General features: G+C 72.9%; 23 protein-coding genes. 12 read left to right on the top strand and 11 right to left on the bottom strand.

The features are described 5' to 3' along the window. Positions 1 to 148: 148 nt before the first annotated feature. Positions 149 to 1,108 carry an electron transfer flavoprotein subunit alpha/FixB family protein gene (locus IT780_RS13005; RefSeq protein ID WP_199511751.1) on the bottom strand — a complete coding sequence of 320 codons (960 nt, stop codon included), beginning with the start codon at positions 1,106 to 1,108 and terminating at the stop codon, positions 149 to 151. Between the two features lie 12 nt (positions 1,109 to 1,120). Further along, positions 1,121 to 1,900: an electron transfer flavoprotein subunit beta/FixA family protein gene (locus IT780_RS13000; RefSeq protein WP_199511750.1), complete on the bottom strand. Its 780-nt coding sequence runs from the start codon at positions 1,898 to 1,900 to the stop codon at positions 1,121 to 1,123. A 262-nt stretch (positions 1,901 to 2,162) separates the two neighbouring features. Between IT780_RS13000 and IT780_RS12995 the strand changes: the two genes are divergently transcribed. From IT780_RS12995 to IT780_RS12985, 3 genes are all read left to right on the top strand, one after another. Then, a complete protein-coding gene (locus tag IT780_RS12995; protein ID WP_199511948.1) occupies positions 2,163 to 2,504 on the top strand; it encodes a YidH family protein in 342 nt (113 codons plus the stop codon). 375 nt (positions 2,505 to 2,879) lie between these two features. Further along, positions 2,880 to 3,215 (top strand): DUF202 domain-containing protein, encoded by a 336-nt coding sequence (locus IT780_RS12990; RefSeq protein ID WP_199511749.1) that lies wholly within the window; start codon positions 2,880 to 2,882, stop codon positions 3,213 to 3,215. 38 nt (positions 3,216 to 3,253) lie between these two features. Continuing rightward, positions 3,254 to 3,598 (top strand): PLD nuclease N-terminal domain-containing protein, encoded by a 345-nt coding sequence (locus IT780_RS12985; RefSeq protein WP_199511748.1) that lies wholly within the window; start codon positions 3,254 to 3,256, stop codon positions 3,596 to 3,598. Between the two features lie 537 nt (positions 3,599 to 4,135). Here the strand turns inward: IT780_RS12985 and IT780_RS12980 are convergent. The 4 genes from IT780_RS12980 to IT780_RS12965 all read right to left on the bottom strand — a co-directional run bounded on the left by IT780_RS12980 (position 4,136) and on the right by IT780_RS12965 (position 9,253). Continuing rightward, complete coding sequence (locus tag IT780_RS12980; RefSeq protein ID WP_199511747.1) at positions 4,136 to 5,758, bottom strand: acetolactate synthase; 1,623 nt, start codon at positions 5,756 to 5,758, stop codon at positions 4,136 to 4,138. A gap of 66 nt (positions 5,759 to 5,824) precedes the next feature. Beyond that, positions 5,825 to 7,717: an Hsp70 family protein gene (locus IT780_RS12975; protein ID WP_199511746.1), complete on the bottom strand. Its 1,893-nt coding sequence runs from the start codon at positions 7,715 to 7,717 to the stop codon at positions 5,825 to 5,827. A gap of 52 nt (positions 7,718 to 7,769) precedes the next feature. After that, positions 7,770 to 8,387, bottom strand: a complete 618-nt coding sequence (locus tag IT780_RS12970) for a hypothetical protein (RefSeq protein WP_199511745.1) — start codon at positions 8,385 to 8,387, stop codon at positions 7,770 to 7,772. A gap of 92 nt (positions 8,388 to 8,479) precedes the next feature. Next, positions 8,480 to 9,253, bottom strand: a complete 774-nt coding sequence (locus IT780_RS12965) for an enoyl-CoA hydratase/isomerase family protein (RefSeq protein WP_199511744.1) — start codon at positions 9,251 to 9,253, stop codon at positions 8,480 to 8,482. Between the two features lie 88 nt (positions 9,254 to 9,341). Between IT780_RS12965 and IT780_RS12960 the strand changes: the two genes are divergently transcribed. The 4 genes from IT780_RS12960 to IT780_RS12945 all read left to right on the top strand — a co-directional run bounded on the left by IT780_RS12960 (position 9,342) and on the right by IT780_RS12945 (position 11,653). Continuing rightward, complete coding sequence (locus tag IT780_RS12960) at positions 9,342 to 9,806, top strand: DUF6232 family protein (protein WP_199511743.1); 465 nt, start codon at positions 9,342 to 9,344, stop codon at positions 9,804 to 9,806. Beyond that, positions 9,803 to 10,162, top strand: coding sequence for a DoxX family protein (locus IT780_RS12955; protein ID WP_307831163.1), 360 nt, complete (start codon positions 9,803 to 9,805; stop codon positions 10,160 to 10,162). The genes IT780_RS12960 and IT780_RS12955 overlap by 4 nt, the downstream gene beginning before the upstream one ends. Positions 10,163 to 10,226: 64 nt before the next feature. Next, positions 10,227 to 10,769 (top strand): PAS domain-containing protein, encoded by a 543-nt coding sequence (locus IT780_RS12950; protein WP_199511742.1) that lies wholly within the window; start codon positions 10,227 to 10,229, stop codon positions 10,767 to 10,769. Further along, on the top strand, positions 10,766 to 11,653 hold the full coding sequence (locus IT780_RS12945; protein WP_199511741.1) for a methyl-accepting chemotaxis protein: 888 nt from the start codon (positions 10,766 to 10,768) through the stop codon (positions 11,651 to 11,653). The genes IT780_RS12950 and IT780_RS12945 overlap by 4 nt, the downstream gene beginning before the upstream one ends. On the opposite strand, the gene IT780_RS12940 is transcribed toward IT780_RS12945, so the two are convergent. From IT780_RS12940 to IT780_RS12930, 3 genes are read right to left on the bottom strand one after another with little or no spacing between them, the layout of a single operon-like run. Continuing rightward, complete coding sequence (locus tag IT780_RS12940) at positions 11,644 to 12,543, bottom strand: ribokinase (protein WP_199511740.1); 900 nt, start codon at positions 12,541 to 12,543, stop codon at positions 11,644 to 11,646. The genes IT780_RS12945 and IT780_RS12940 overlap by 10 nt on opposite strands. Beyond that, on the bottom strand, positions 12,544 to 13,359 hold the full coding sequence (locus tag IT780_RS12935) for an ABC transporter ATP-binding protein (protein ID WP_307831162.1): 816 nt from the start codon (positions 13,357 to 13,359) through the stop codon (positions 12,544 to 12,546). A gap of 49 nt (positions 13,360 to 13,408) precedes the next feature. After that, positions 13,409 to 14,587: an ROK family transcriptional regulator gene (locus IT780_RS12930; RefSeq protein WP_199511739.1), complete on the bottom strand. Its 1,179-nt coding sequence runs from the start codon at positions 14,585 to 14,587 to the stop codon at positions 13,409 to 13,411. A 463-nt stretch (positions 14,588 to 15,050) separates the two neighbouring features. Here IT780_RS12930 and IT780_RS43080 point away from each other — a divergent pair, with 463 nt between their 5' ends. Genes IT780_RS43080 through IT780_RS12915 form a run of 3 tightly spaced genes read left to right on the top strand, consistent with a single transcriptional unit; the run spans position 15,051 to position 17,021 of the window. Then, complete coding sequence (locus tag IT780_RS43080) at positions 15,051 to 15,758, top strand: hypothetical protein (RefSeq protein ID WP_233412848.1); 708 nt, start codon at positions 15,051 to 15,053, stop codon at positions 15,756 to 15,758. Continuing rightward, positions 15,755 to 16,180: a thiol-disulfide oxidoreductase DCC family protein gene (locus tag IT780_RS43075; RefSeq protein ID WP_199511738.1), complete on the top strand. Its 426-nt coding sequence runs from the start codon at positions 15,755 to 15,757 to the stop codon at positions 16,178 to 16,180. Before IT780_RS43080 ends, IT780_RS43075 begins: the two co-directional genes overlap by 4 nt. Continuing rightward, positions 16,161 to 17,021: a TetR family transcriptional regulator gene (locus IT780_RS12915; protein ID WP_307831161.1), complete on the top strand. Its 861-nt coding sequence runs from the start codon at positions 16,161 to 16,163 to the stop codon at positions 17,019 to 17,021. The genes IT780_RS43075 and IT780_RS12915 overlap by 20 nt, the downstream gene beginning before the upstream one ends. Positions 17,022 to 17,455: 434 nt before the next feature. Here the strand turns inward: IT780_RS12915 and IT780_RS12910 are convergent, their stop codons facing one another. Continuing rightward, positions 17,456 to 19,585 carry a heavy metal translocating P-type ATPase gene (locus IT780_RS12910; RefSeq protein WP_199511737.1) on the bottom strand — a complete coding sequence of 710 codons (2,130 nt, stop codon included), beginning with the start codon at positions 19,583 to 19,585 and terminating at the stop codon, positions 17,456 to 17,458. 50 nt (positions 19,586 to 19,635) lie between these two features. Between IT780_RS12910 and IT780_RS12905 the strand changes: the two genes are divergently transcribed. Together IT780_RS12905 and IT780_RS12900 are read left to right on the top strand one after the other, a co-directional pair. Beyond that, on the top strand, positions 19,636 to 20,787 hold the full coding sequence (locus IT780_RS12905) for an MFS transporter (protein WP_199511736.1): 1,152 nt from the start codon (positions 19,636 to 19,638) through the stop codon (positions 20,785 to 20,787). A gap of 45 nt (positions 20,788 to 20,832) precedes the next feature. Beyond that, positions 20,833 to 21,615, top strand: coding sequence for an alpha/beta fold hydrolase (locus IT780_RS12900; protein ID WP_199511735.1), 783 nt, complete (start codon positions 20,833 to 20,835; stop codon positions 21,613 to 21,615). 31 nt (positions 21,616 to 21,646) lie between these two features. On the opposite strand, the gene IT780_RS12895 is transcribed toward IT780_RS12900, so the two are convergent. Continuing rightward, a complete protein-coding gene (locus tag IT780_RS12895) occupies positions 21,647 to 26,620 on the bottom strand; it encodes an NAD-glutamate dehydrogenase (protein WP_199511734.1) in 4,974 nt (1,657 codons plus the stop codon). Positions 26,621 to 26,661: the final 41 nt, after the last annotated feature.

Genomic DNA, 26,661 nt, shown 5'->3' with positions numbered 1-26,661 from the left:
CAGTCGCCCGGGGGCTCCTGAACGGCCGGCCGCACCCTGCCACGTGCGTAAGTGGTTGAGCTCACCCCGCACGCGCACGAGAACGGCCCGGCGACCGAGGCCGCCGGGCCGTTCCTCCATCGCGCAGGCCGTCACCGGCCCGCCGCTGTCACTTGCGCTTGCGGATCTCGTCGGTCGCCTGCGGCACGATCTTGAAGAGGTCGCCCACCACGCCGTAGTCGGCCAGCTCGAAGATCGGCGCCTCCGGGTCCTTGTTGACCGCGACGATCGTCTTCGACGTCTGCATGCCGGCCCGGTGCTGGATGGCGCCCGAGATGCCCAGGGCGACGTACAGCTGCGGGGACACCGTCTTGCCGGTCTGGCCGACCTGGAACTGGTGCGGGTAGTAGCCGGAGTCGACGGCCGCACGGGAGGCGCCCACCGCGCCACCGAGCAAGTCGGCCATTTCCTCGACCAACGTGAAGTTGTCCGCATTGCCGACACCGCGGCCACCCGAGACGACGATCGAGGCCTCGGTCAGCTCCGGGCGGGAGCCCTTCGTCTCGGCGACGCGCTCGACGACCTTCGCCAGCTTGTCGGCGTCGGCCACCGTGACCGTCAGCTGCTCCACGGCCGGGGTGGCCGGCGCAGCGGCCGGGGTCACCGAGTTGGGGCGGATCGTCACGATCGGCAGGCCCCGGGTGACCTTGGACTTGACGATCGTGGAGCCGGCGAAGACGACCTGGGTGGCCGTACCGTCCTCGGCGACCTCCACCGCGTCCGTGAGCAGGCCGTTGTCCAGCTTGACCGCGAGCCGGCCGGCGATCTCCTTGCCCTCCTGCGTCGCGGCGAGCAGCACCGCGGCCGGCTGGACGCGCTTGACCAGCTCGGCCACCGCCGTGGCCTTGGGCGCCACGAGGTAGCCGTCGATCTCCTCGCCCTCGCCCGCATAGATCTTCTCGGCGCCGTACTCGCCGAGCTTGGCGGCGAGCTGCTCCGCCGCGCCGGCGCCGCCGAGGACCACCGCGGAGGGCGAACCCAGCCCGCGGGCGATCGTCAGCATCTCGAGCGTGACCTTCTTGACGCCGGCAGCCTGGGAGGCCTCGACGACGACCAGTACCTCAGCCATGGTGGACCCCTCTCAGACGAACTTCTCGGTGGCGAGGAACTCGACCAGCTGCGCGCCGCCGTTGCCCTCGTCGGTGACCTTGGTGCCGGCGCTGCGCGGCGGGCGCTTGGCGAACTCGACCACCGCGGAGGTGGCGCCCGCGAAGCCGACCTCGTCCGGGCTGACGCCCAGGTCCGCGAGGGAGAGGCTCTGCACCGGCTTCTTCTTGGCCGCCATGATGCCCTTGAAGGACGGGTACCGGGGCTCGTTGATGGTGTCCCAGACGCTGACCACGGCGGGCGTGGCCGCGGTGACGACCTCGTAGCCCTCGTCGGTCTGACGCTCGGCGGTCAGCTGGGCGCCGTCGACGGTGAGCTTGCGGGCGCCGGTGAGCGCGGCGATGCCCAGGCGCTCGGCCAGCATGTGCGGCATGACCTGCACGCGGCCGTCGGTCGACTCGGCGCCGCAGATGATGAGGTCGGCGTTGAGCGTGCCCAGCGCGGCGGCCAGGACCTTGGACGTGGCGACGGCGCACGAGCCGTGCAGCGCGTCGTCGGTCACGTGGACCGCCTTGTCCGGACCCATGGAGAGCGCCTTGCGGATCGACTCGGTCGCGCCGGCCGGGCCCATCGTCAGGACGGTCACCTCGCCGCCGTGCGCTTCCTTGATCTTGAGCGCTTCCTCGATGGCGTACTCGTCCATCTCGTTGATGACGTTGCTCGCCGAGCCGCGCTCGACGGTCTTGTCGCCCGCACTCAGAGTGCGCTCGGCACCGGAGTCGGGCACCTGCTTGACCAGTACGACAATGTTCATCGCGCTTCGACGACCCTCCTGTTTATGGACGCACGCCTGCAGCCGGTTTCACGGTTCCTACGGGGATGTTACCCGCCGGTAGCTTTACGGTGCCCGCCACCGACGGTGACACAGCTCACCCGCGACCGCGTTCCCCGCCTCGTGACCATCCTCCACCACCACGAGCCGCGACGGCGGCTGCGGCCCGTGAGCCGATTCTTCACCTCGGCGATCAATAATCGACAGCGTGTTCGACCAGTGGTTCAACCCGCAGAAGACCCCGATGGCCGGCGAGAAGCCGGACTACCGGTTCTCACTGGCCAACGAACGCACCTTCCTCGCCTGGATCCGTACGGCCCTGGCGCTGCTGGCGGGCGGCCTGGCATGCGCCCAGTTCCTGCCACCCCTGCCGATCGAGCACCTGCGCGAGATCATCTCGGTCGCACTGCTCCTCCTGGGCGGCGTCGTCGCTGTACGGGCGGTCGACCACTGGGCGCGCACGGAGAAGGCGATGCGCCTCGGCACCGACCTGCCCAAGTCCCGCTTCCCGGCGATCCTGGCCCTCCTCGTGGCGGCGGGCGCGCTCCTCCTGGTGGTGGCGGTCATCATCAAGGCCGTGCAATGACCGAAGGCCGTCGAGCCGCCGGAGGCGCCCACGCGATCAGAGGCGCCCTCACGGATGGAGGCGGCCCACTAAACGGAGACACCCTCGCGAGCAATGGCAGCCTGGCGGGCGGAGGCACTCTCACGAGCGGGGCCGGCCCCGCGGACCGAGACGCCCACGCGAGCACAGGCAGCCCCACGGACCGAGACGCCAACGCGAGCACAGGCAGCCCCGCGGACCAAGGCACCCACGCGAGCACAGGCAGCCCCGCGGACCGAGACGCCAACGCGAGCACAGGCAGCCCCGCGGGCGGGGAGGGCTCCGCGGACGGAGGCAGCCCCGCGGACAGCGACCAACCCGCGTCCGGGAGCCGCCCTGTGAGCGGGGAGCCGCGAGGTGAGTGAAGGTCGTGGAAGCAGCCCGGCGCCGGGTCATCGGGATCCCGGGGCCTCCGCTGAGCGGACGCGGCTTGCTTGGCGGCGTACCGGGTTGTCGGCGGCTGCCGTGGCTCTGCTTGCCGCGCGGCCTGCTTTCGTGCCGGGCGCCGGCGTCGGGGTCTTCCTCGTCGCGGCTCTGGTGATGGCGGGCTGGGCTGCTTCCGTGGCGCTCGCCTACCGGCGGTCGCGAGGGCTGCGGGCCTGGCCACCGTTGCCCGGCCGGCGCACCGTCGCCGCCTTCGCGGTGATCACCGCCGGGTTCGCGGTTCTCGGTACGGTGCTTGTCATGCTCTGATCGTCGCCGTTCCGCGTACGGCGCGTCATCATTGCCTCATGGTCCGCATGTTCGTCTTCCTGGCTGCGGTGCAGCTGGTGCTCCTCGTGCTGGCGCTGATCAGCTCGCTGTCGGCCGATCGGGTCCGCACCATGCCGCGCGTCCTGTGGGTCCTCGTGATCCTCTTCGTTCCGTTGGCGGGCCCGCTCGCCTACTTCGTCTGGGGCCGCCCCCTGCCGCCCCCACACGAGGGCGGCCCGGTCCGCCGACGCCCGGGGCCGCGCCCAGCCTCCCCGGACGACGACCCCGACTTCCTCCGCTCGATGGACACCGAACAGTCCCGGCGCGACCGGGAGCTGCTGGCGCAGTGGGAACGCGACCTGGAGAAGAACGACGACAACTAGCTGAGCTGCCCCGGAAGGTTCAGGACCAGAACAACCGGGTCTGCGCTGCGCCGACAAGAACGGATGCGCCAAACGGCTGCTGCACCGTCGGGCCGCGACAACAAACGGGCCGGTAACACCGAGCGCGGAAGACGACGACAACGCCCAGTCGCGCCACACGGCGAGAACGACGGACGACCACTGCCCCCAGCGCAGAGAGGATCGACCACACACAGCCGCGCCACACCAGAAGAACAACCGGCGACCGCTCCGCCCCGCAGGCAGGACACCGACCAAACGCAGCCGCGCCACACCGGAAGAACGACGACGACCGCTGCACCTCGCAGGGAGAGCACCGACCACGCACGGTCGCGCCACGGGAAACGACGGAAGACCGCCGCGCCCCCGCGGAGACCGCCGCGCCCCCGCGGAGACCGCCGCGCCCCCGCGGAGACCGCCGCGCTCCCGCGGAGACCGCCGACCACGCGCAGGCGAGCCGCGCGCGGAAGACGACGTCAACAGCCAGCTCACCGCGCCCGGAAGACGCGGCGAGTCGGCTCAGGCCAGGTTGGACGAGCGGGGGTACGCGTCTTCCGGGTCGGTCAGGACGTTGACCAGGTACGGCACACCGGAGTCGAATGCCCGGGTCAACGCCGCCCCCAGGTCTGCGGACTTCTCGACTGTCTCCCCCGCCCCGCCGAGCGCCTTCACCACGTCGTCGTAGCGGAGGCCTGGCTGGAGGTCCGCCGCCACGTCGTAGCCGTACATCGCCCGCATCGGGTGTTTCTCGAGACCCCAGATCCCGTTGTTGCCGACGACGATCACGACCGGGAGGTTCTGGCGGACCAGCGACTCCGCGTCCATCAGGGAGAATCCGGCCGCGCCGTCGCCCATGAGGACGCAGATCTGGCGGTCCGGGTACGTGACCCTCGCGCCCATCGCGTAGCCCATGCCGGTGCCGAGGCAGCCGTACGGGCCGGGGTCGAGCCAGGTGCCGGGCTGGGCGGGCTCGAGGTAGCGGCCCGCGTACGAGACGAAGTCGCCGCCGTCGCCGATGGTGACCGCGTCGGGGGCCAGGACCTTGCGCAGTTCGCCGTACACGCGGGCGGGTTTGATCGGGTCGCTCTCGGCGGCCATGGCCTCGGCGTCGCGGGCCTTGCCGGCGTCCTCGGCGGCCCGCAGGCCGTTGATCCACTCGGCGTGGTCGGTGCGCTTGCCGGTGTGGTTGGCGATCGCGGCGAGGATCCGGCGCAGGTCGCCGGCCGGCGAGACCGCCGCCTGGACGTGGCCGGCGCGCTGGCCGGGGGCGTCGACGATGTGGATGACCTGGGCCGGGTCGAATTCGCCGAAGTTGAGGCGGAAGTCGAGCGGGGTGCCGATGACCGCGACCACGTCGGCCTCGCCGAGTGCGGGGCGGCGGGCCTTCGCGAAGCCGAGCGGGTGGCCCGGCGGCAGCGCGCCGCGGCCCATGCCGTTGGTGAAGACCGGGATCTGCAGGGCCTCGGCGGCCGCGCGCAGTTCGTCGACCGCGTTGCCGCCCCAGACGTCCGATCCGGCGATGATGACCGGGCGCTCGGCCTCGGCGAGCAGGGCCGCGGCGCGGGCGACCTCGTCCGGGTCGGCCTCGATCACGGGTACGGCGGGCGCGCCGGGCGCCGGGACGTCCTCGCTGGAGAACAGCACCTCGAGCGGGAGGTCGAGGAACGCGGGGCCGCGGTGGGCGGTCAGCGCCGCCGTGAGGGCGCGACCGATCTCGGCGGGGATCTCGTCGGTGGCGGTGACCGTCGCCGCGTACTTGGTGACCGGCGCGACGAGCGGCACGTGGTCGATCTCCTGCAGGCTGCCGGAGCCCCAGCGGAATGCCGGCGCCCTGCCGCCCATCACCAGCACCGGCGAGGCGTTGAAGAACGCGCTGGTCAGGCCGGAGATGCCGTTGGTGACGCCGGGGCCCGCGGTGAGCACGGCGAGGCCGGGGCGGCGCTGCAGCTTGGCGACCGCCTCGGCGGCGAACACGGCGGACTGCTCGTGGCGCACGTCGTAGATGGGGAAGTCGCTCTTGTGCGCGGCGTCGTAGATCGGGAAGACGTGGCCGCCGGAGAGGGTGAACATCTCCGTGATCCCGTACGCCCGCAGCGCCGCCAGCGCCAGTTCGCCGCCGTGCCCCTCGATCTTGTCCGTCATGCCCGCTCCAGCCGTGTCGGTGATGCCCAGCACGCTACCCGGCGCGTGAGAAAACGTGAACGAGACTCACCCTACGAAGCGCTGGATGTCGTTGACGATCAGGCGCACGGTCGACTGCAGCGGTACGCCCGTGGTGATGCTGTACGCGACGAGCATGGCGGCCACGGGCGCGCTGACCAGCAGCACGACGCTCAGCATCAGCTGGAACGCGCGCAGCACACGCCCCGGCCGCCGGCGGACCCGGGCAGCGGGCGCCGCCTCCGGACCGTCCCACCGCGCGGTGGGGGCGGGCCGCGCCGAGCCGGACGGCCGGGCGCCGCTGACCGGCCGAGCTGCCCCGGCCGCGGGCCGCGCCACACCAGCCGCCGGGCGTGCTCCCGTGCCAGCACGCGCAGCCCCGGCAGCCGGCGACGATCCCACAGCGGACCGGGACCCAGAAGCGGACCGAGACCCGGAAGCCGACCCGGACCCGGAAACGGACCCGGAGGCGGACCGGGAACCGGAAGCGGACCGGGACGTCACAGCCGCGGCCGGCGAGACCGGACGGGACGACACCTTCCGCGGCGGCGAGGACGTGACCGGAGCATCGGTCGGCAGCTGCGTCACGGGGTTGGGCGCGGCGACCGTGGCGTCGGGGTCGGGTGCCCAGTGCTGCGGCGCGTCCGGCCACGGATCGACCGCCGGCGGGAAGGCGCCCGTGACGTCACGCCGGGCCGTGGGAACGGTCTCCATGTCGTCCACGGAAACCGGACGCGGCGGGGGTGGAGGTGGCGGCGGCGGGGCGGGCGGGCTCGTGGGCTGCACGCGTACGCGATCACCCCGCGAGACCAGCCGCAGCTCGGCCGTCGGGCCCGGAGCCGCGGGTTCCGTCGCCAGCAGGGCGGCGTCCGCCAGGATGCTGCCCTCGGCGACCACCAGCTCCGGCTGCTCGATCGCGACCGGCGCCTCGCCGAGCTCGCGGTGCAGGAGCGTCGCCACCAGCGGGATCCGGCTCGCACCCCCGACCAGGAACACGCCGGCCAGGCGCCCGTCCGGCAGGTCGGCCCAGCGCAGCAGGTCGCGGGTGACGCGTACGGTCTGCTCGATGACCGGCCGGGCCAGTTCCTCCAGCTCGTCGCGGGTCACGTGCAGCTCGACGTCCAGCAGCGGCACCATCACGTCCGCGGACTGGGTGCGCGACAGCCGCTCCTTGGCGATCCGGGCGTCGTCCCACAGCTGCCGCTGGGCGCGCCGGTCCTCCAGCGTCCCGGGCTCGGTGAGCCGCCGCCAGGCGTCCGGGTCCTGCGCCGCGCAGAGCTCGCCCAGGTGGTCGACGATCGCCGCGTCGATGTCGAGCCCGCCGATGTCGTCACGGCCGTCGACGGCCAGAACCTCGAAACCCTCGGCCGTACGGGCGACCACGCTCGCGTCGAACGTGCCGGCGCCGAAGTCGTGCACGACCACGACCGAGCCGATGGGTACGTCGCGGCCCAGCACGTCGGCGAAGTACGTGGCGGCGGCGACCGGCTCGGCGACCAGGCGCGCGCCCTCCAGACCCGCGCGGGCGGCCGCCTCGGCGAGCAGGCTGCGGCGGGTGGCGCCCCAGGTGGCGGGGCAGGTCAAGGTCACTTCCGGGCGTACGGGGCCGACCGCGCGGTGCCACTCCTCGGCGACCCGCACGAGCACCGCCGCCACCAGGTCGACCACGGCGAACTCGCGGTCGCCGAGCAGCACGAGGCCGTCGTCTATGTGGCGCTTCGGGTTGGGCTCGAACCGGGCCGGGTCCCGCCGGGCGCTGTGCACGGCGTCGCGGCCGACCACGAGCAGGCCGTCGGGCTGGGCGTACACGGCGGAGGGCAGCAGCGGGGAGCCGTCGACGAGGATCGGGCGGGCACGGCCGTCGGGCCACCGGGCGACCGCGACGGTGTTCGAGGTGCCGAAGTCGACGCCGAGGCGGTGCCGACCCTGGTCGATGGACATGCGCGTCAGTGTAGGCGCTCCCGCGTACTAGTTGATCAGGGCGGAAGCGCGGTCAGACCAGCCGCCACCGCAGCTTGCCGTCGCGGTCGCGCTCGCACCGCACCACCTTGCCGTCCTCGGTACGGCCGCTCGCGCCCTCGTCCTCGCACCGCTCCCGCACGACCGGCGGGTCCTCCGGCTCGTCCACATCGGGTGAGGAGAAGCCGGGCGAGGACAGGCCGGGCGAGGGCAGGGCTGGCGAGGAAAGGCCAGGCGAGGGCAGCAGGCCAGTCCCGGGCGGGGCGGGCGCGACCGGGCCGGACGACGGTGGCGGCGTCGGCGCGCCGCTCTTGAGCTGCGGCGCAGCCGACGTCAGCGGCGTATCCGTGCCGGTTCCCGCGGACACCGGGGAGCCGCGGGTGGGCCGCCCGGTGCCGCTCGAGGCGTCGGCCACCGCGCCCTTCCGCGGTGGCCGCGACGCCTCCGTGGACGTGGGCACGCTCGACGGAGCCACGACGATCGGCGGCGCGGCGGCCGGTTCCGGGGCGCGCGCGGACGTCGCCGTCTCGTCGTCGCGGTCGAACGTCATGAACCCGATGACCGCGCCGAGCAGGGCCTGACCGGTGACGAGAGCCACGGCGACGATCACGGTGCGGCGCACCGACGTCGTGCGCAGCCCGGGCATCGTCACAGACCGGAACTTTATGGCAACAGATCGATATCCGCGAGATCCTGCCGGGTGTGTCCGGCACTGCGGGGCAGCGAGAACGCCCCTTACGCGATTCAGCGGCCGGTGAACTTCGGCTTGCGCTTCTCCACGAACGCCGTCGTCCCCTCGAGCCGGTCATCCGTGGCGAACAGCCCCGCGAACAGGTGGCTCTCCAGCGCCAGCCCGGACGCCAGATCCATGCTCAGCCCGCCGTCGATGGCCTGCTTGGCCGCCCGCAACGCCATCGCCGGGCCCGTCACGTACGGCTTCACGAGCTCGACGGCGGCGGCGTACACGTCGGCGGCCGGGACCACGCGGTCGGCGAGGCCGATGCTGAGCGCCTCCGCCGCGTCCACCATCCGGCCCGAGAAGACGAGGTCCTTCGCGCGGGCCGGGCCGACGAGCCGGGCGAGGCGCTGGGTGCCGCCCGCCCCCGGGATGATGCCCAGCTTGATCTCCGGCTGGCCCAGCTTCGCGTCCTCGGCGACGACCCGCCAGTCGCAGGCCAGCGCCAGCTCGCAGCCGCCGCCCAGGGCGTAGCCGGTGATCGCGGCGACGACGGGCTTCGGGATGCGCGCCACCGCGTCGAACGCGCTGGACAGGGCTGCCGCCCGTACGGTCATCTCCTGGAACGTCGTCTTCGTGAACTCGGTGATGTCCGCGCCGGCGGCGAAGACCTTCTCCCCGCCGTACACGATGACCGCGCGCACCTCCTCCGAGCCGGCCGCCTCCTGGGCGGCCTCCCGCAGCTCCTCCTGGACCTGGGTGTTGAGCGCGTTCATCGGCGGCCGGCCGAGCCGGATCGTCCCGATGCCGTCGCCGATCTCCAGCTTCACGAACTCGCCCACCGCTTGCCGCCTCCCGATCGATCGTTCAGTCCCGACAGCGTAAGCGGGCGCGCCCCGGGTAAGTAACATGCAGGACGAGGGAGGAGCCATGGTCACCTACTACCGGGACCGGGACGTGCTGGTCACATCGGACGGGGTCCGGATCGGCGAACGCGGCTACCGGCTCGGCGACTTCGCGCAGGTGTGGCACCAGCGCGGGCGCCGGCAGTGGAGCGCGGTGGCGGGGCGCGGCGTCCTCGGCATCGCGATGATCGCTCCCCTGCTGGTCGGCGCGCTCGGGGTGGTCGTCGCGCTGGTGATCGACGCCTCGGTGTCCACCACGATCGCCCTGATCGGCGGCGGCATCCTGATCGGGCTCGCGGCGGCGCCCCTGTCGGACGTGCTGCTGGAGTTCGTGGACCGCTCGTACGACCGCGGCAGCCGCCGGCTGGAGATCTGGGCCGACGTCCGCGGCGACCGTATGCTGCTGCTGGAGACGCAGGACGCCCAGCGGTTCGGCCGCATCTACCGGGCGTTGCAGCGCGCCCTCGACCACGACTCCGTGCCCCGGTGAGGTCCCACGCCGCGCTGGCGGGCCTGCTGGCGACCAGCGGCGTGCTGCACTTCGCGCAGCCCCGGCCGTTCGACGGCATCGTGCCGCGCTCGCTGCCCGGCAGCCCGCGCACCTGGACCTACCTGAGCGGCGTCGCCGAGCTGGCCGTCGCCGCCGCGCTCGCACACCCCCGGAGCCGGCGGGCAGGCGGACTCGCCGCCGCGGCGCTGTTCGCGGCGGTGTTCCCCGCGAACGTCAAGATGGCGGTCGACTGGCGGCACGCGCCGCCGGTGCGCAGGGCTATCGCGTACGGCCGGCTGCCGCTGCAGGCACCGCTGATCCTGTGGGCCCTGCGGGTCGCATCGTCCGGCGACTAGCTCGCGCGGATCTTCGTCGAAACGGCCACGCCGACGCTCGCCGACCAGGCACTATACGGACATCATGCGGGCTACCCGGACGAGTCCGACCGGCGTCGAACGGACGCTCGGCGACGACGAGATGATGGTCACGAAGACCGACCCACGCGGCGTCATCACGTACGCGAACGACGCGTTCCTGCACATGTCGGCGCTGGACGAGGCGGACGCCGTGGGGCAGCCGCACAACGTGATCCGCCACCCCGACATGCCGCGCGCCATCTTCAAGCTGCTGTGGGACACGCTCAAGGACAGGCAGGAGGTCTTCGCGTACGTCGTGAACCTCGCCTCGGACGGCGCCCACTACTGGGTTCTGGCGCACGTCACCCCTTCGTACGACAGCTCCGGCCGCCTCGTGGGCTACCACTCGTCACGGCGGCGCCCCGATCCGGCCGCGGTCGGCGCGATCAGCTCCACGTACGCCGACCTGTGTGCCGAGGAGCAGCGCCACAGCAGCTCCCCCGCCGCGCTGGAGGCGTCGTGGCAGAGGTTCCAGCAGATGCTCGGCGAGCGCGGCCAGACGTACGACGAGTTCATCTGGAGCCTGACGAACGGCGACCCACGATGAACGCGGAGGCGATGCGCCGGCTCACCGAGGCCTGCCGGCGCGCCGCGGCGGGCGACCTGGAGGCCCGGGTGCCACCGCTCGGGGACACGCCGGAGGACCGGGAGCTGCGCAGTACGGTCAACGACCTGTTGGACACCACCGACGCGTTCGTACGGGAGTCGGGCGCGTCCCTGGCGGCCGCCGCGGAGGGACGGTTCCACCGGCGTTTCCTCACCCGCGGTCTGCGCGGCGCCTTCCGTGACGCCGCGGTGCAGATCTCGGCGTCCAGTCAGGAGATGAGCCGGGCGGACGCGCGCCTGCAGGAGGCGGCACAGTCCCGGGCGAGGCTGGCCGACGAGCTGGAGTCGGCGGTGCTGACCGTCTCCGAGCAGGTGGCGACGGCCGCCACGGAGATGGGCGCCTCCGCCAACGGCCTCGCCGACTTCGCCCGCGACGCGGTGACCGGCGCCGAACGCGGTGTGGCGACGGTGGGTGCGCTGCGCAGCGCCTCGGAGCAGATCCGCCGGGCGGTCGACCTGATCAACTCGGTCGCGTCGCAGACCCGGCTGCTGGCCCTGAACGCGACGATCGAGGCGGCACGGGCCGGCGAGGCGGGCCGGGGCTTCAGCGTGGTGGCGAGTGAGGTGAAGTCGCTCGCCACCGAGACGAGTGCGTCGAGCGAGGAGATCCTCGGTCAGGTCACCACCGTGCAGCAGGCCGCCGCCGACGCGGTCGCCGTGCTGGAGGCCGTGACCGGGAGCATCCGGGAGATGAGCGGTCTGGTCGGCGGGATCGCGGCCGCGGTCGACGGCGCCCACGATTCCGGGGTGACCGGCCTGAGCCAGCTCGCCGAGGTGCTGCGCAGCGAGGTGCACCGATTCGTGAGCATGGCCCGTCAGGCGTAGTACAGCGCGTCGATGTCCGCCCGGGACGGCAGCGAGTTCGACGCGCCCACCTTGCGCACGCACGCGGCTCCCGCGGCGTTGGCCCAGCGCACCGCGTCGAGCAGATCGCGCCCCTCGCCCCAGGCGACCGCCAGCGCGCCGGTGAACGCGTCGCCCGCGGCGGTGGTGTCGGCCACGGCCACCCGGAACGCCGGGATGCGCTCGTCGCGGCCGTCGCGGTCGGCGTACCAGGAGCCGCTGCCACCCATCGTGAGCACGACGCGCGGTACGAGCGCGAGCAGCCCCGGCATGTCGAGCCGTTCCGAGCCGGTGATCGCCATGGCCTCGACCTCGTTGACCACGAGCAGGTCGACCGCTTCGAGCAGCTCGGGGGGCAGCTCCCGGGCCGGCGCCGCGTTCAGGATCATGCGGGTGCCGCCCTCGCGTGCCGCCTGCGCCGCCGCGAGCACCGTCTCGCCGGGGATCTCCTGCTGGCACAGCAGGACGTCGCTCTCGGCGATCACGGCGGTCTCCGCGGCGCTCAGGCCGGCGAACGTGCTGTTCGCACCGGGGCTCACCATGATGGAGTTCTCCCCCGCTCTGTCCACCATGATGACCGCGACGCCGGAGGAGCCGTAGCTGGTCCGCAGGCACTCGGTGTCCACGCCCGAGGCGTTGAGTCGCGCCTTGATCGTCACGCCGAACGCGTCCGAGCCGATCGCGCCGAGCATCGTGCAGGCGCCGCCGGCGCGGGCCGCCGCGATGGCCTGGTTGGCGCCCTTGCCGCCGGGCGTCATGACGAAGTCGTCGCCCAGGATGGTCTCGCCGGGCAGCGGCAGCCGCTCGGCGAGGCCGACGAGATCCATGTTGGCGCTGCCGGCGACCACGATCCGCGGGGGCGACGATGCCATCTAGGCCGCCCGGGCGGTGTACCGGTCGCCGGTGCGCTGGACGACGAGCGGCAGGCCGAAGGTCTTGGACAGGTTGTCCGCGGTCAGCGTCTCACCGAGCAGCCCTGCCGCCACGACCGAGCCCTCGCGCAGCAGCATCGCGTGGGTGAAGCCCGGTGGGATCTCCTCCACGTGATGGGTGACCAGCACCATCGCCGGCGCGTCCGGGTCCTCGGCGAGCTCGGTGAGGCGGCCCAGCAGGTCCTCGCGGCCGCCGAGATCGAGGCCCGCGGTCGGCTCGTCGAGCAGCATCAGCTCGGGGTCGGTCATCAGCGCCCGGGCGATCTGGGTGCGCTTGCGCTCGCCCTCGGAGAGCGTGCCGAACTCGCGGTCGGTCAGCGCGCCCATGCCGAGCTGGTCGAGCAGGCCCCGGGCCCGCGCCTCGTCCTGCCGGTCGTAGCTCTCCCGCCAGCGGCCCACCACCGACCACGCGGCCGTGACGACCACGTCCAGGACCCGCTCGGCGGGCGGCACACGGTCGGCCAGCTGCCCGGTCGTGATGCCGATCCGGGTACGCAGCTCGCTGACGTCCGTGCGCCCCAGCCGCTCCCCGAGCACCCACGCCACGCCGCGCGACGGGTGCATGCGGGCGGAGGCGAGGTTGAGCAGGGTGGTCTTGCCCGCGCCGTTGGGGCCGAGGATCACCCACCGCTCGTCCAGCTCGACCTGCCAGGACAGGTTGCGCACCAGGAAGGTGCCGCCGCGGATCACGCTGACCCGGTCGAAGGAGATGACGGTGTCGTCGTCGGGGGGTGTGGGGGTCGCTGCCTCGAGCACGCGTCCATCCAACCACGCACGGCTCACCGCCCCGGACACCGTGCCGTGCCTATCCGGTCGTCGACCCGAAGACCTCGTCGCGTACGGCGTCGAGCGCGGTCAGCAGCGCGCCGTTGAGCACCGGCTCGACCGCCACCTCGCTGATGACGACCCGGGGCGACACCAGCGTGATGGAGGCGACCTCGGCCTCGACCCGCTGCGCCAGCGCCGCGCCGCCGGCCTGGCTGACCTCGCCCGCGAGCACGACCAGCGGCGGGTCGAGGACCACGCAGGTGGCCCCGACGCCGAGCGCGAGCCGCCGGGCCAGCTCGTCGAGCACCGGGTCGCCCGCCTCGCCGGCCGCCACGGCAGCGCGGACGACGTCGGCGGACTCCTTGCCGCCGAAGCCGTACTGCTTGCCGATGGCCTTGGCGGCGTCCGAGGCGACCAGCGTCTGGAAGGCGCCCTTCACCCCGCGCTTCGAGGCGTTGTGCGGCACCTCGGCGCCGGCCACGGGCAGGTATCCGATCTCACCGGCGGCACCCGTGCTGCCCTGGTGCAGCTTGCCGTCGATCACCGTGGCGAGGCCCACGCCGCGGCCGACCCAGATCAGCACGAAGTCGTCGACGCCGCGGGCCGCGCCGGTGTGCTGCTCGGCGATCGCGGCGAGGTTCACGTCGTTGCCGAACACGACCGGCGTGCTCAGGTCCTTGCGCAGCTCGGCGAGGAGACCGCGGTGCCAGCGGGGCAGGTCGAACGCGAACGAGACCTCGCTGGTCTTCGGGTCGACCAGGCCGGGGGTGCCGAGCACGACGCGGTGGATCGAGTCGAGGTCGGTGCCGGCCCGGGTGGCGGCCTGCATGACGGCGCCGTGCACGGCGCGTACCGGATCATCGCTGTCCTGGGTCGACTGCTCGCTGCGCCCGACGATCTCGCCGGTGATGTCGGCGCACGCGGCGATCACCCGGTCGGGGAGCACCTCGACGCCGATCACGTGGGCACTACTGGGAGTGACGGCGTACAGCTGGGCGTTGGGCCCCCGGCCGCCGGCCTGCTCGCCCACCCGGCGTACGAGCCCGCGCTCCTCGAGCCGCTCGACCAGCTGCGACGCGGTGACCTTGCTGAGGCCGGTCATCTCGCCGAGCTGCGCCCGGGTGAGCGGGCCCTTCGCGAGCAGCAGCTCGAGCGCGGCGCGGTCGTTGAGCGCGCGCAACAGCCGGGGGGTGCCCGGCAGGCGGGTGGCGGCCATAACTCTGTCCCTCAGTAGTCAGGATTGTTTGCTATTACCGTCTCGGCGCGCATCGTCCAGCCCGCAGCGTAACGGTCAGCTCATTGGCCGACTGCGGGGCGTGTCCGACAGACATTGAGCGATCATGACAGCTCCCCCGGTCCACGGACAGTGCTCAACCGAGGAAGAGAAAACCATGCCGATCGAACCAGGGCTACGGCGACTCGCGCTCCGCACCCTGCTTGCGGCTTTTGCGGGCAATTCCATGCCGGTTCGGGTGGGCACGCCACTCGACGAGGGCTGGCCGTCGAGCTGACGACCCGCGGGCGTACGGGCGTTCCTCACCTCGTACGGCGCCTCACAAGCCGGCGCCCGGGCTGGCCGATGTGCTCGGGCTCACCGCCCAGCCGGACTTGAACGCGTTCAACAACGGGTCTAACCTGAGCGCATCACTGTTGAACACGTTCAAAGAAGGGTGCGGCTCGTGGACCACAAGGTATGGATGTACCTGGTCTACCTGGCGACCAGCGTCGGGCTCACCGTCTGGGTCGCGACGACCCTGTCCCGCAACGGCCTCGTCTTCCTCGAGGACGTCTTCGCCGACAGCCGGCTCGCCAAGGCGGTCAACCACCTGCTCGTGATGGGCTTCTACCTGCTCAACCTCGGCTACGTCGCGGTGGCGATGCGCTCCGGCGCCCGCATCCCGGACGCCGCCCGGGCGCTGGAGACGCTGTCGTACAAGATCGGTTTCGTGCTGCTCGTCCTGGGCGTGCTGCACGTGCTCAACGTCTTCCTCCTCAACCGCTACCGGCGCGGGCGGCTCCGCCAGCAGCAGACGATGCCGCCGCTGCCGCCGGCCGGACGGCTGCCGATGGGCCCGGGCGGCGGACCGCTCTTCCCGCCGGGCGGACCGGCCGGACCGTACGGACCGGGCACGGCAGGCGGGCCGGGCACGGCAGGCGGGCCGGGCACGGCAGGCGGGCCGGGGGCGGCAGGCGGGCCGGGGGCGGCAGGCGGGCCGGGGACGGCAGGCGGGCCAGGGGCGGCAGGCGGGCCAGGGGCGGCAGGCGGCGGGGGCGCGCAGGGCGCTCCGGGTGGGGCAGGCGGTCGGGGGGCCGCCGGGGCGGGTGCGGGCGGCGGGATGGCGTGGCCCGGGCAGGGCATGCCGGTTCCGCCACCTGCGCCGGCGTGAGCGTGGAGATCGATCCGGCCGGGTTCGGGGCCGGCCGGGTCGGCTACCTCACCGTGCTCTACGACGAGGGGTGCCCGATCTGCCGTACGGCTCGGCGGTGGCTCGCGGGGCGGGCTCAGCTCGTACCGCTGGAATTTGTGCCGGCCGGGTCGCCGGAGGCCCGGCGGCGCTTCCCGGCGCTGGACCCGGCGGCGACGCTGCGGGATCTGACGGTCATCGCCGACAACGGCCTGGTGTACGTCTCCGACGGCGCGTGGCTGGCCTGCCTGTGGGCGCTCGCGGACTACCGGGGGCTGGCGGAGCGGCTGAGCACCCCGGCTCTGCTGCCCACGGCGCGGCAGGTGATCGCGGCGGCGGCCGCCGTGCGGCAGGTGACGCGTTCCGACGACTACGGTGACGGGTGTGACGACCGCTGCCGCTGACTCCGCCGCCGACGACCCCGGCGCCGGCACCCCGCGCCGCGCCGCCGGCGAGGAGCCCGGCCCGGCAGAGGCGACGGACGAGACCCCGAGGAAAGCCCCGGGAAGGGCGAACCAGGCCACGGAAGAGGCGGTCCTGACCCCGGGAGGAGCAAGCCCGGGCACGGGCCAGGCGGACAAGCCGCGGCGGGCGCGGGGCGAGCAGACCCGGCAGTTGATCCTCGAGACCGCGCTGCGGCTGTTCCGGGAGCGTGGCTACGCCGAGACCACCATGCGGGCCATCGCCAAGGAGGCCGGGGTCGCGGTCGGGAACGCGTACTACTACTTCGACTCGAAGGAACACCTGATCCAGGGGTTCTACGACCAGAACCAGGCCGCGCACCGGGTCGCCGCCGAGGCGGTGCTGAGCGCCGAGAAGGACTTCGCCGCACGGCTGCGCGGCGTTCTGCACGCCGGGATCGACGTGAACGAGCCGTACCACTCGTTCGCCGCGACGTTCTTCAAGACCGCCGCCGAGCCGTCGTCGCCGCTGAGCCCGTTCTCGAGCGAGTCGTCGCCCGCCCGGGAGGCCGCCATCGCGCTGTTCCGGGACGTGGTGGAGGGTTCGTCCGCGAAGATCGATCCGGAGCTGCGCCGGGAGCTGCCGGAGCTGCTGTGGCTGGCCTGGATGGGCGTCGTGCTCTTCTGGGTGTACGACCGCTCCCCCGGCCAGCGGCGCACCCGGCGGCTCATCGACGGGGTGGTGCCGCTCGTGGACCGGCTCGTGGGGCTGTCCCGGCTGCGCGTGCTGCGGCCGGCGCTGCGCCAGGTCCTCGCGCTGATCGAGGCTATCCGCCGCGACTGATCACCTTGGGTAGTGGCACCGTTCTCACTCAACGTGATCGGCTGATAGCCAACGCGGGTACGAGCCGGGACCTTGCGCACCGGAAGTGCATGGTTGGGCGAGTCTGTCGCCCAGAGACGGCCGCCCGAACGGTCATATTCCGTACGCAGCGCTTCCGTCGTACGGCGATCACCACTTAGCGTCATGTCCGCAGGTGGGTCTGGGGATGCCGCCGCGGAGCTTCGGACTTCGGGACCAGTCCGAATCGCTGCCGCTGCGGCCCTGGTGGGCCGGGCGCCTCGCCGGTTTCGGGAGCAACCGGCGGGAACAAGCGCCCGGCCCACACTGCCCTCCCCACCGCCGACGCGAAGCACCCGCCGGCGAAACCGCCGGGCCGCGGAGCCCGCGGCGCCGCCAAAGCCGCCGGGCCCGCGGAGAGGCGGGCGACGCCGGCGTCAGGCCACCTGGCGGAAGCGGCGCAGGCGCAGGCTGTTGCCCACCACGAACACCGAGCTCAACGCCATCGCCGCGCCCGCGATCATCGGGTTCAGCAGGCCCGCGGCCGCGAGCGGCAGCGCCGCCACGTTGTACGCGAACGCCCAGAACAGGTTCCCGCGGATGATGTGCATCGTGCGGCGGGCCAGCCGTACGGCGTCGACCGCGGCGGTCAGGTCGTCGCGCATGAGCGTCAGGTCCGAGGCCTCGATGGCCACGTCCGTGCCCGCGCCCATCGCCACGCCGAGATCCGCCTGGGCCAGCGCGGCCGCGTCGTTCACGCCGTCGCCGACCATCGCGACCGAGCGGCCCTCCGCCTGCAGGTTCTTGACCACGTCGACCTTGCCGGCGGGGAGCACGCCGGACACCACCTCGGTGATGCCGACCTCGGCCGCGACCCGTTCCGCCACCGGCTGCGCGTCGCCGGTGACCAGCACCGGGGTCAGGCCCAGCCGGCGCAGGCGGGTGATGGCGGTCGCGCTGCTCGGGCGTACGGCATCCGTCAGGGCGAGGCGACCGCGGACCGTGCCGTCGACGCGGACCTCGACCCACGTCCTGGCGGTGTCGCCGGTGCCCCGCGCGACCTCGATCTCGGCGCCCTCCACCCGGCCTCGGACGCCCACGCCCGCCGTGGCCTTGAAGTCCTCGACCGGGGGCAGCGGACCGTGCTCGGCGGCGGCCCGGGTGATGGCCCGGCCCAGCGGATGCTCCGAGGCCGCCTCCACCGCGCCCGCCAGCCGGAGCAGCGCGGCCGGGTCCTCGCCGGGCTCCGGCGCGACCTGCTCGAGGGTCATCACGCCGGTGGTCACCGTGCCGGTCTTGTCCAGCAGGATCGTGTCGATGCGGCGGGTGGACTCGAGCGCCTCCACGCCGCGGATGAGGATGCCCAGCTGGGCGCCGCGGCCGGTGCCGACCAGCAGGGCCGTCGGCGTGGCCAGGCCGAGGGCGCACGGGCAGGCGATGATCAGTACGGCCACAGCCGCGGTGAACGCCGCCGTCGTGCCCCGCCCGGTGCCGAGCCAGAACCCGAGCGTCGCGATCGACAGCGTGATCACGACCGGCACGAACACGCCGGAGATCCGGTCGGCGAGGCGCTGGACCGCGGCCTTGCCGTCCTGTGCCTCCTCGACGAGCCGGGCCATCTGGGCGAGCTGGGTGTCGGCACCGACCCGGGTCGCGCGCACGACGAGCCGCCCGCCCGCGTTGACGGTGCCGCCGGTGACGGTGTCGCCGGGGGTCACCTCGACCGGCACGGACTCCCCGGTGATCAGGCTCTGGTCGAGGGCGGAGGCCCCGTCGACCACCACGCCGTCGGTGGCGACCTTCTCGCCCGGCCGTACGAGGAAGAGGTCCCCGGTCGCGAGCTGCTCGATCGGGAGCTCGCGGCCGTCCTGGAGGGTGACCGTACGGGCGCCGAGCTCCAGCAGCGACCGCAGCGCATCACCGGCGCGGCGCTTCGCCCGGGCCTCCGCGTAACGCCCGGCGAGCAGGAAGGTGGTCACACCCGCGGCCGCCTCGAGGTAGATGGCGTCGCTGTCGGAGCCGGCGCGCAGCTCGAAGGGGTGGGTCATCCCGGGCATGCCGGCGTCACCGAGGAACAGCGCCCACAGCGACCAGAGGAACGCGGCGAGGGTGCCGAGCGAGACGAGCGTGTCCATGGTCGCCGCGCCGTGCCGCAGGTTGACGAAGGCGGAGCGGTGGAACGGCCAGCCGCCGTAGACCACGACCGGGGCGGCGAGGGTGAGCGAGAGCCACTGCCAGTAGTCGAACTGCCAGGCGGGGACCATCGCGAGCAGCACGACCGGCACGGTGAGCGCCGTGGAGATCAGCAACCGGGTGCGCAGCGGGTCGGCCGGCGCCGCCTCGGGCTCGGGCGCGGCTGCGGGCTCGGCGGCTGTGTAGCCGGTCTTCTCCACCACCGCGATGAGGTCGGCGGCGCTGAGACCGGCCGGCACGGTTGCCCGCGCTTTCTCCGTCGCGTAGTTGACCGTCGCGGTCACGCCGTCGATCCGGTTGAGCTTCTTCTCGATCCGATTGGCGCAGGCGGCGCACGTCATGCCGCCGATCTCGAGCTCGATCTGCCGGGTCATGCCACCACCATATACCCCCTGGGGGTAGTCGGCGACTACTGTGACGCGTCATGCAGACCCTGCGTCGCGCCCGGGCCGCCACCTCGGTGATCTTCGCCGTGCACGGGGCCGTGACCGGCACCTTCGCCGCGCGCGTGCCCTGGATCGCGGACCACGCCGGCATCGGGGCGGGCGGGCTCGGCCTCGCGCTGCTCATGCCCGGGGTCGGCGCGCTGCTCGCCATGCCGCTCTCCGGCCGCCTCGCGCACCGCTACGACCTGCGCGCCCTCACCCGTACGCTGATCCTCCTGTGGTGTGCGGCGCTGATGCTGCCGTCGCTGCCCACGACCATCTATCTGCTCTGCCCGCTGCTCGCCCTCTACGGCGCCGCGGCCGGCCTCGCCGACGTGGCCATGAACGCGCAGGCTGTGGTCATCGAGGAGCGGTACGGCCGCTCGGTGATGTCCAGCTTCCACGGCTTCTGGAGCGTGGGCGGCCTGGCGGGCTCGGCCGTCGCCGCCCTTGCCGCCCGGGCAGGCCTGGACGCGCGCGTGCACTTCCTGATCGCCGCCGGCGCGCTCGCCGTCCTGTCCGTGGCAGCCTCCGCCTGGCTGCTCCCGCACCGGCCGGAGCCGGAGGTCGACGCCCCACCGGCGTTCGCGCTGCCGTCCCGTGCGGTGCTGCCGATCGGGCTGGTCGCGCTCTGCGCCGTGTTCGCCGAGGGCGCCGGCCTGGACTGGTCCGCCGTGTACATCCGCGACGTGCTCGGCGGCGCGGCCAGCACGGCCGCCCTGACCGTGAGCGTGTTCTCGATCAGCATGGCCGTGGCCCGGTTCGCCGGGGACCGGGTGATCCACCGCCTCGGACCGGTCAGCACCGTACGGCTGGCGGCCGTGTGCGCCTGCGTCGGCGCGGTGACCGTCGTGCTGGGCGGTCAGGTGCCGATCGTGGCGCTGGGCTTCGGCCTGCTCGGCGTGGGGATCGCCGTCGTGGTGCCGCTGGTCTTCGCGACGGCCGGGCGGATCGGGGACCATCCGGGGCGCAGTCTCGCGGGCGTGGCCGGCATCGCGTACGGCAGCGGCCTGGTCGCGCCGGGCATCATCGGCGGCATCGCCCACCTGTCGTCGCTGACGGTGTCGTTCGTCCTGGTGGTCGCGCTCACCGCGGTGATGGGCCTGTCCGCCCGGGTGCTGCGCCCAGCCGCGGCTCCGGCCCCGCACTGAAGGCCGGTGCTAGCTTCTGTTCAGCGGCGCTGAGGAGGCCCAGCCATGCGGGTGACGACGGTGGACGGCACGGTGGCGGAGGCGGTCGACGAGGGCACGGGACGGCCGATCCTGGTCGTCCACGGCGGCATGGGCGACAGCACGGCCTGGTCGCAGGTCACCGACCGGCTGCGGGACCGGTATCGCACGGTCCGGCTGCACCGGAGGCAGTACCGGCTGGACCTGCCGCGCCCGGTCACCATGGCGGACGAGGTGCAGCACGTGGCCGCGGTGGCCGCCACGCTGGACCGGCCCGTGATCGTCGGCCACTCCTCCGGCGGCGTTCTGGCACTGGAGGCCCTCACCGCCGATCCCGCGAGGTACGCGGGCGCGGTCCTCTACGAGCCCCCGGTGGTCATCGGCGAACCGCTCGGCGGCGACCGCCTGGTCCCGGCGCGCGCCGCCCTCGCCGACGACCGGCCGGGCAAGGCGCTGTCCATCTTCCTGCGGGACGTCGTGCGCATATCCCCGGTGCGGGCGGCGGTGGCCGGCTTCATGATCGGCCGCACCGGCTACCGGGACAGGGTCGTCCGGCAGCTGGACGACAACGACGCCATCGATGCCCTCGGCGTCCGGCTCCCGGCGTACGCGACGATCGGCGTGCCCGTCCTGTTGATCGGTGGGGACCGGTCACCGCGGCATCTGGCCGAGCGGCTGGACGCGCTCGAACACACCCTCCCCCGCACGCGCCGGCTCCTGATGCACGGGCAGGGGCACGGCGCCAACCGGCAGGCACCGCAACGGCTCGCCGCGGCGATCGCCACCTTCATGGAGGCCGGCCCCGCCTGACGGGCCCGGCCTCCGGTCGCTTCCGGTCGCTTCAGGCCGCCGAGGACGTCTTGACCAGCGTGCGGATCTGCCGCAGCAGCACGGACAGCGCCGCCAGGTCGGCCGGGGTGTCCGAGACGTTGCCCATGGCGTTGCCCGCCCGGGCGATCGACGCCGCGTTCACGTGCTCCCACTGCGACACCCGGTCCTCCGCCGGCAGGTCCCCCGGCGTCGACTGCAGCACCTCGGCCGTCAGCCCGGCCAGCGCCGAGTAGAGGTCGTAGCGCAGCGCCATGCGGGCCAGCGTCTGCCAGCGGTCGCCGCGCGGCAGGCGGGAGATGTGCGAGAGCAGCACGTCGATCTGGAAACGCTCCGAGAGGACGAAGTAGACGTCCGCCACCTCGGTGAGGTCCCGGTCGGTGGCCTTGGCGGTCTCGAGGATGTCGAGCGTGCCGAAGCCGTACACGACGCGGGCCACCTGGCGGGCCAGCTCCTCCGGGACGCCGTTCTCCACCAGCATGTCGACGTGCGCCTCCTGCGAGCGGCGCTCGGTGCCGACGACGACCTGGGGCAGCTGGGCGAGCAGGGCGGTGACGCCGGGCTGCAGGCGGGCGATCTCGCCGGCCACGTCCAGCGGGGAGCGGCGGTTGCTGACGAGCCAGCGGACGGCCCGGTCCAGCAGGCGGCGGGTCTCCAGGTAGACGAGGGTCTGCGCGGAGGTGGGCACCCGGTTGTCGAGCTTCTCCGCCGCCTCCCACAGCTCGCCGAGGCCGTACACGTCGCGGATCACCACGTACGCCCGGATCACGTCGGCCGCCGAGGCGCCGCTCTCCTCCATGGCACGGAAGACGAACGACGTGCCGCCGCGGTTCACCACCTCATTGACCAGCGACGTCGAGATGATCTCCCGGCGCAGCCGGTGACCGGCCATCCGGGCGGCGAACCGCTCCCGCAGCGGCGTCGGGAAGTAGCGGGCCAGCACGCCGTTGGTCCACTCCTCGTCCACGATGACGTCGGCGAGGACCTGGCGTTCGAGCGAGATCTTCACGTACGCGAGCAGCACCGCGAACTCCGGCGCGGTCAGCCCGTCGCCCGCCTCGTAGCGCGCCGCCAGCTCCTTGTCGGTGGGCAGCGCCTCCAGTTCACGGTTGAGCTGTCCCGCCTGCTCCATGTCGGTGAGCATCCGGCGGTGCACCGGGAGCAGCGAATGGGCCTGCTGCCGCGCGTTGCCGAGCGCGGTGGCCTGCTCGTAGTTGTCCCGCAGCACCAGGGCGGCGACCTCGTCGGTCATCGCGGCCAGCAGTTCGTCCCGCTCCGGCAGGGTCATCTCGCCCTCGGTCACCGCGCCGCCGAGCAGGATCTTGATGTTGACCTCGTGGTCGGAGCAGTCCACGCCGGCGGTGTTGTCGATGAAGTCGGTGAAGATGCGCCCGCCCGTACCGGTCTCCGCCTCCTCGTCCCGCGGGCCGCCGCTGCGGGCGTACTCGATCCGGCTCCGCTGGGTGAGCCCCAGGTTGCCGCCCTCGCCGACCACCCGGGCGCGCAGCTCGCGGCCGTTGACCCGGATCGGGTCGTTGGCCTTGTCGCCGACGTCGGCGTGGGTCTCCGACGCCGCCTTGACGTACGTGCCGATGCCACCGTTCCACAGCAGGTCGACCGGGGCGCGCAGGATCGCCCGCATCAGCTCCGGCGGGCTCACCGCGGCGGCGTCGCCCAGGCCCAGCGCCGCGCGCACCTGCGGCGACACCGGGACGGACTTGGCCGTACGCGGGTACACGCCGCCGCCCTCGCTGATGAGCGCCGCGTCGTAGTCCGCCCACGAGGAGCGGGGCAGGTCGAACAGCCGGCGCCGCTCGGCGAACGACGCCGCCGCATCGGGGTCGGGGTCGAGGAAGATGTGCCGGTGGTCGAACGCGGCCACGAGCTTGATGTGCTCGCTGAGCAGCATGCCGTTGCCGAACACGTCGCCGGACATGTCGCCGATGCCGACCACGGTGAAGTCCTGCGACTGGGTGTCGACGCCCAGGTCGCGGAAGTGCTTCTTGACCGACTCCCACGCGCCACGGGCGGTGATGCCCATCTTCTTGTGGTCGTACCCGGCCGAGCCGCCGGAGGCGAACGCGTCGCCCAGCCAGAACTCCTTGCCGACCGAGATCTCGTTGGCGATGTCGGAGAACGTGGCCGTGCCCTTGTCGGCCGCCACCACCAGGTACGGGTCGTCGGCGTCGTGGCGTACCACGTCCACCGGTGGGATGATCTTGCCACTGTGGATGTTGTCGGTGACGTCGAGCAGCGCGCCGATGAACAGGCGGTAGCACTCCACGGCCTCGTCCCGGTCGCCCGGCTTCTGCTTGAGCACGAAGCCGCCCTTGGCACCCACCGGCACGATCACCGCGTTCTTCACCATCTGCGCCTTGACCAGGCCGAGAATCTCCGTACGGAAGTCCTCACGCCGGTCGGACCAGCGCAGACCGCCGCGCGCGACCGCGCCGAAGCGCAGGTGCACCCCCTCGAACCGGGGCGAGTAGACGAAGATCTCGAACTTCGGCCGGGGCTGCGGCAGGTCCGGGATCGCCTGCGGGTCCAGCTTGAACGCGACGTAGGACTTGGGTCGCGCATCGGCGCCGCGCTGGAAGAAGCTGGTGCGCAGGGTCGCCTGGATGAGCGTCAGGTACGACCTCAGGATGCGGTCCTGGTCCAGGCTGTCCACGCCGTCGAGCAGCCCGGTCACCTGCTCGACCAGGTCGTCGGCCACGCGCGCCCGCTCGTCCTCGCCGATCTCCAGCTGCGGCGAGAACCGGGTCTCGAAGAGCCGCACCAGCAGGCGGGTGATCTCCGGGTAGGCGATGAAGGTCGATTCGACGTACCGCTGGGAGAAGACGGCGCCGGTCTGCCGCTGATATTTCGCGTACGCCCGCAGCACCACGACCTGCCGCCACGTCAGCCCCGCGCGCAGCACCAGCTCGTTGAAGCCGTCCACCTCGGCCTCGTTCTGCCAGGCCGCCGCGAACGCGTTCTCCACCTGCGGGCGCACCTCGGACAGCTCCCGGTGCGCGGCCGGTGGCAGCAGGCCGAAGTCGTACAGGTAGACGGTGCCGTCGGCGCGGCGGACCTCGTACGGGCGCTCGTCGACGACCTTCGCGCCCAGCGAGTGCAGCACGGGCAGGACGGCGGAGAGCATCATCGGCTCGCCGTACCGGAAAACCTTGAACCGCACGTCGTGGTCGTCGGGTTCGGCGCAGCCGTCGCGGTTCAGCCGCCGCTTGCGGTACAGGTGCATCTCGAGCTGCCCGGACTCCTCCAGCAACTCCAGCTTGGCGATGTCCTGCACCGCCTCGTACGGCGTGTGCCCGTCCTTGTAGCTGTCCGGGAAGGCTGCCGCGTACCGGTGGAACAGCGCCTTGGCCGGCTCCTCGCCGAGCTTGCGTTCGAGCACCAGCGAGAAGTCGTCGTCCCACATGCGGGTGGCGTCGGCGAGCATCTCGGCCAGCGCGTTCGGGTCCACCGCGCCGGGCGGGTCCGACGGGTCCGTGCGCACGATGAAGTGCACCCGCGCGAGCATCCGCTCGGTGACCCGGGTGGTGTAGTCGACGCCGATGCCGTTCAGCTCCCGCAGCAGGATCTCCTGCATGGCCTGGCGGTTGGCGGTCGTGAAGCGGTCGCGTGGCAGGTAGATCAGGCACGAGATGAAGCGGCCGTACCCGTCTCGGCGCAGGAACAGCCGCAGCTGCCGACGCCCCGCCATGCGCAGCACGCCGACGACCGCCTCATACAGGTCATCGGTCTTGATCTGGAAGAGCTCGTCGCGCGGGTACGTCTCGAGGATCTGCAGCAGGTCCTTGCCGGAGTGCCCGCGCGGCGACAGGCCGGAGCGGTCCAGCACCTCCATGACCTTGCGACGCACCACCGGCAGCTCACGCACGCTGGTGCGGTACGCGGAGCTGGAGAACAGGCCCAGGAACCGGCGCTCGCCGCACACCTCGCCGCGGTCGTTGAAGACCTTCACGCCGATGTAATCGAGGTACGCCGACCGGTGCACGGTCGCCCGCGAGTTGGCCTTCGTGATGATCAGCAGCCGTTTCTCCAGCGCCCGCTGGCGTGCTTCCGGCGCCATCGAGGACAGTTTGCGCGGGGTGCTCTGCTCGCCGCGCAGGATGCCGAGCCCGCTGCCCGGCACGACCGCGAGCAGGTCACCGTCGCCGCCGAGGTGGTACTCGCGGTAGCCCAGGAACGTGAAGTGGTCGTGCGCCAGCCACTTGAGCAGCTCGATCGTGTCGGTGACGTCCTTGTCCGGCACCGGCAGCTTGCGCTCGGAGCCGCGGGCGGCCGCCAGCTCGTCGGCGATCACCAGCGCGCGCTGCCGCATGCGGGGCCAGTCGTCGACGGCGTCGCGGACGTCGGTGAGGATCCGGCGCAGCTCGTTGTGCAGGTGCTCGCGGGCCTCCGCGGTGCGGACCGGGTCGATCTCGACGCGGATCCAGCTCTCCACCAGGTCGCCGTCGATCGCGTCGTCGGGCTCGACGTCCGCCTCGACCTGCGCGAGGGCGCCCAGCGGCTCCCGGCGCACCACGATCAGCGGGTGGACCAGCAGGTGCACGCTGAGCTGGTACGCCGTGAGCAGCTCGACCACCGAGTCGACCAGGAACGGCATGTCGTCGGTGACGATCGAGATGACCGTGTGCGGCTGCGCCTCGGACGGGGCGCTGATGTCGAGCTTCAGCTCACCCGGCAGCCGCTCGGCGGCGAGCTCCCGGTGCCGGCCGGCGGCCTCGAACATCTCCGCCGGGGTGTAGCCGACGAGCTCCTCGTCCGGCGCGAAGCGCCAGAACCGGCCCACGAGCGCCGCGGTGCCGTGATCGTCCCCGGCGAGCGCCACGGCCTCGGTGACGAGCCGTTCCGCGTTCGGCAACGGCTCGTCGAGCTCGTCGTCGGAGGTGCCGAGCCGCCCCGTGAGGGCTAGCCCGGGGCCCGGTTCGAAATCCAGCTCGGGACCGGAATCGGCGGCGGCCTCGTCGGCGACAGGCATGACAGACGGCTCCCCTCACCCACGGCATTGTGGGTCGACGT

Origin of the sequence: Nucisporomicrobium flavum, assembly GCF_016464385.1 — a bacterium.
In the GTDB taxonomy this organism is placed as follows: domain Bacteria; phylum Actinomycetota; class Actinomycetes; order Mycobacteriales; family Micromonosporaceae; genus Actinoplanes; species Actinoplanes flavus_A.
This window is presented reverse-complemented; position numbering and strand designations above follow the sequence as displayed.

Coding starts and splice junctions, on each gene's coding strand:
- IT780_RS13005 (WP_199511751.1), bottom strand. CDS start 1,108: ATGGCTGAGGTACTGGTCGTCGTCGAGGCCTCCCAGGCTGCCGGCGTC.
- IT780_RS13000 (WP_199511750.1), bottom strand. CDS start 1,900: ATGAACATTGTCGTACTGGTCAAGCAGGTGCCCGACTCCGGTGCCGAG.
- IT780_RS12995 (WP_199511948.1), top strand. CDS start 2,163: ATGGCCGGCGAGAAGCCGGACTACCGGTTCTCACTGGCCAACGAACGC.
- IT780_RS12985 (WP_199511748.1), top strand. CDS start 3,254: ATGGTCCGCATGTTCGTCTTCCTGGCTGCGGTGCAGCTGGTGCTCCTC.
- IT780_RS12980 (WP_199511747.1), bottom strand. CDS start 5,758: ATGACGGACAAGATCGAGGGGCACGGCGGCGAACTGGCGCTGGCGGCG.
- IT780_RS12975 (WP_199511746.1), bottom strand. CDS start 7,717: ATGTCCATCGACCAGGGTCGGCACCGCCTCGGCGTCGACTTCGGCACC.
- IT780_RS12960 (WP_199511743.1), top strand. CDS start 9,342: ATGGTCACCTACTACCGGGACCGGGACGTGCTGGTCACATCGGACGGG.
- IT780_RS12950 (WP_199511742.1), top strand. CDS start 10,227: ATGCGGGCTACCCGGACGAGTCCGACCGGCGTCGAACGGACGCTCGGC.
- IT780_RS12945 (WP_199511741.1), top strand. CDS start 10,766: ATGAACGCGGAGGCGATGCGCCGGCTCACCGAGGCCTGCCGGCGCGCC.
- IT780_RS12940 (WP_199511740.1), bottom strand. CDS start 12,543: ATGGCATCGTCGCCCCCGCGGATCGTGGTCGCCGGCAGCGCCAACATG.
- IT780_RS12930 (WP_199511739.1), bottom strand. CDS start 14,587: ATGGCCGCCACCCGCCTGCCGGGCACCCCCCGGCTGTTGCGCGCGCTC.
- IT780_RS12910 (WP_199511737.1), bottom strand. CDS start 19,585: ATGACCCGGCAGATCGAGCTCGAGATCGGCGGCATGACGTGCGCCGCC.
- IT780_RS12905 (WP_199511736.1), top strand. CDS start 19,636: ATGCAGACCCTGCGTCGCGCCCGGGCCGCCACCTCGGTGATCTTCGCC.
- IT780_RS12900 (WP_199511735.1), top strand. CDS start 20,833: ATGCGGGTGACGACGGTGGACGGCACGGTGGCGGAGGCGGTCGACGAG.
- IT780_RS12895 (WP_199511734.1), bottom strand. CDS start 26,620: ATGCCTGTCGCCGACGAGGCCGCCGCCGATTCCGGTCCCGAGCTGGAT.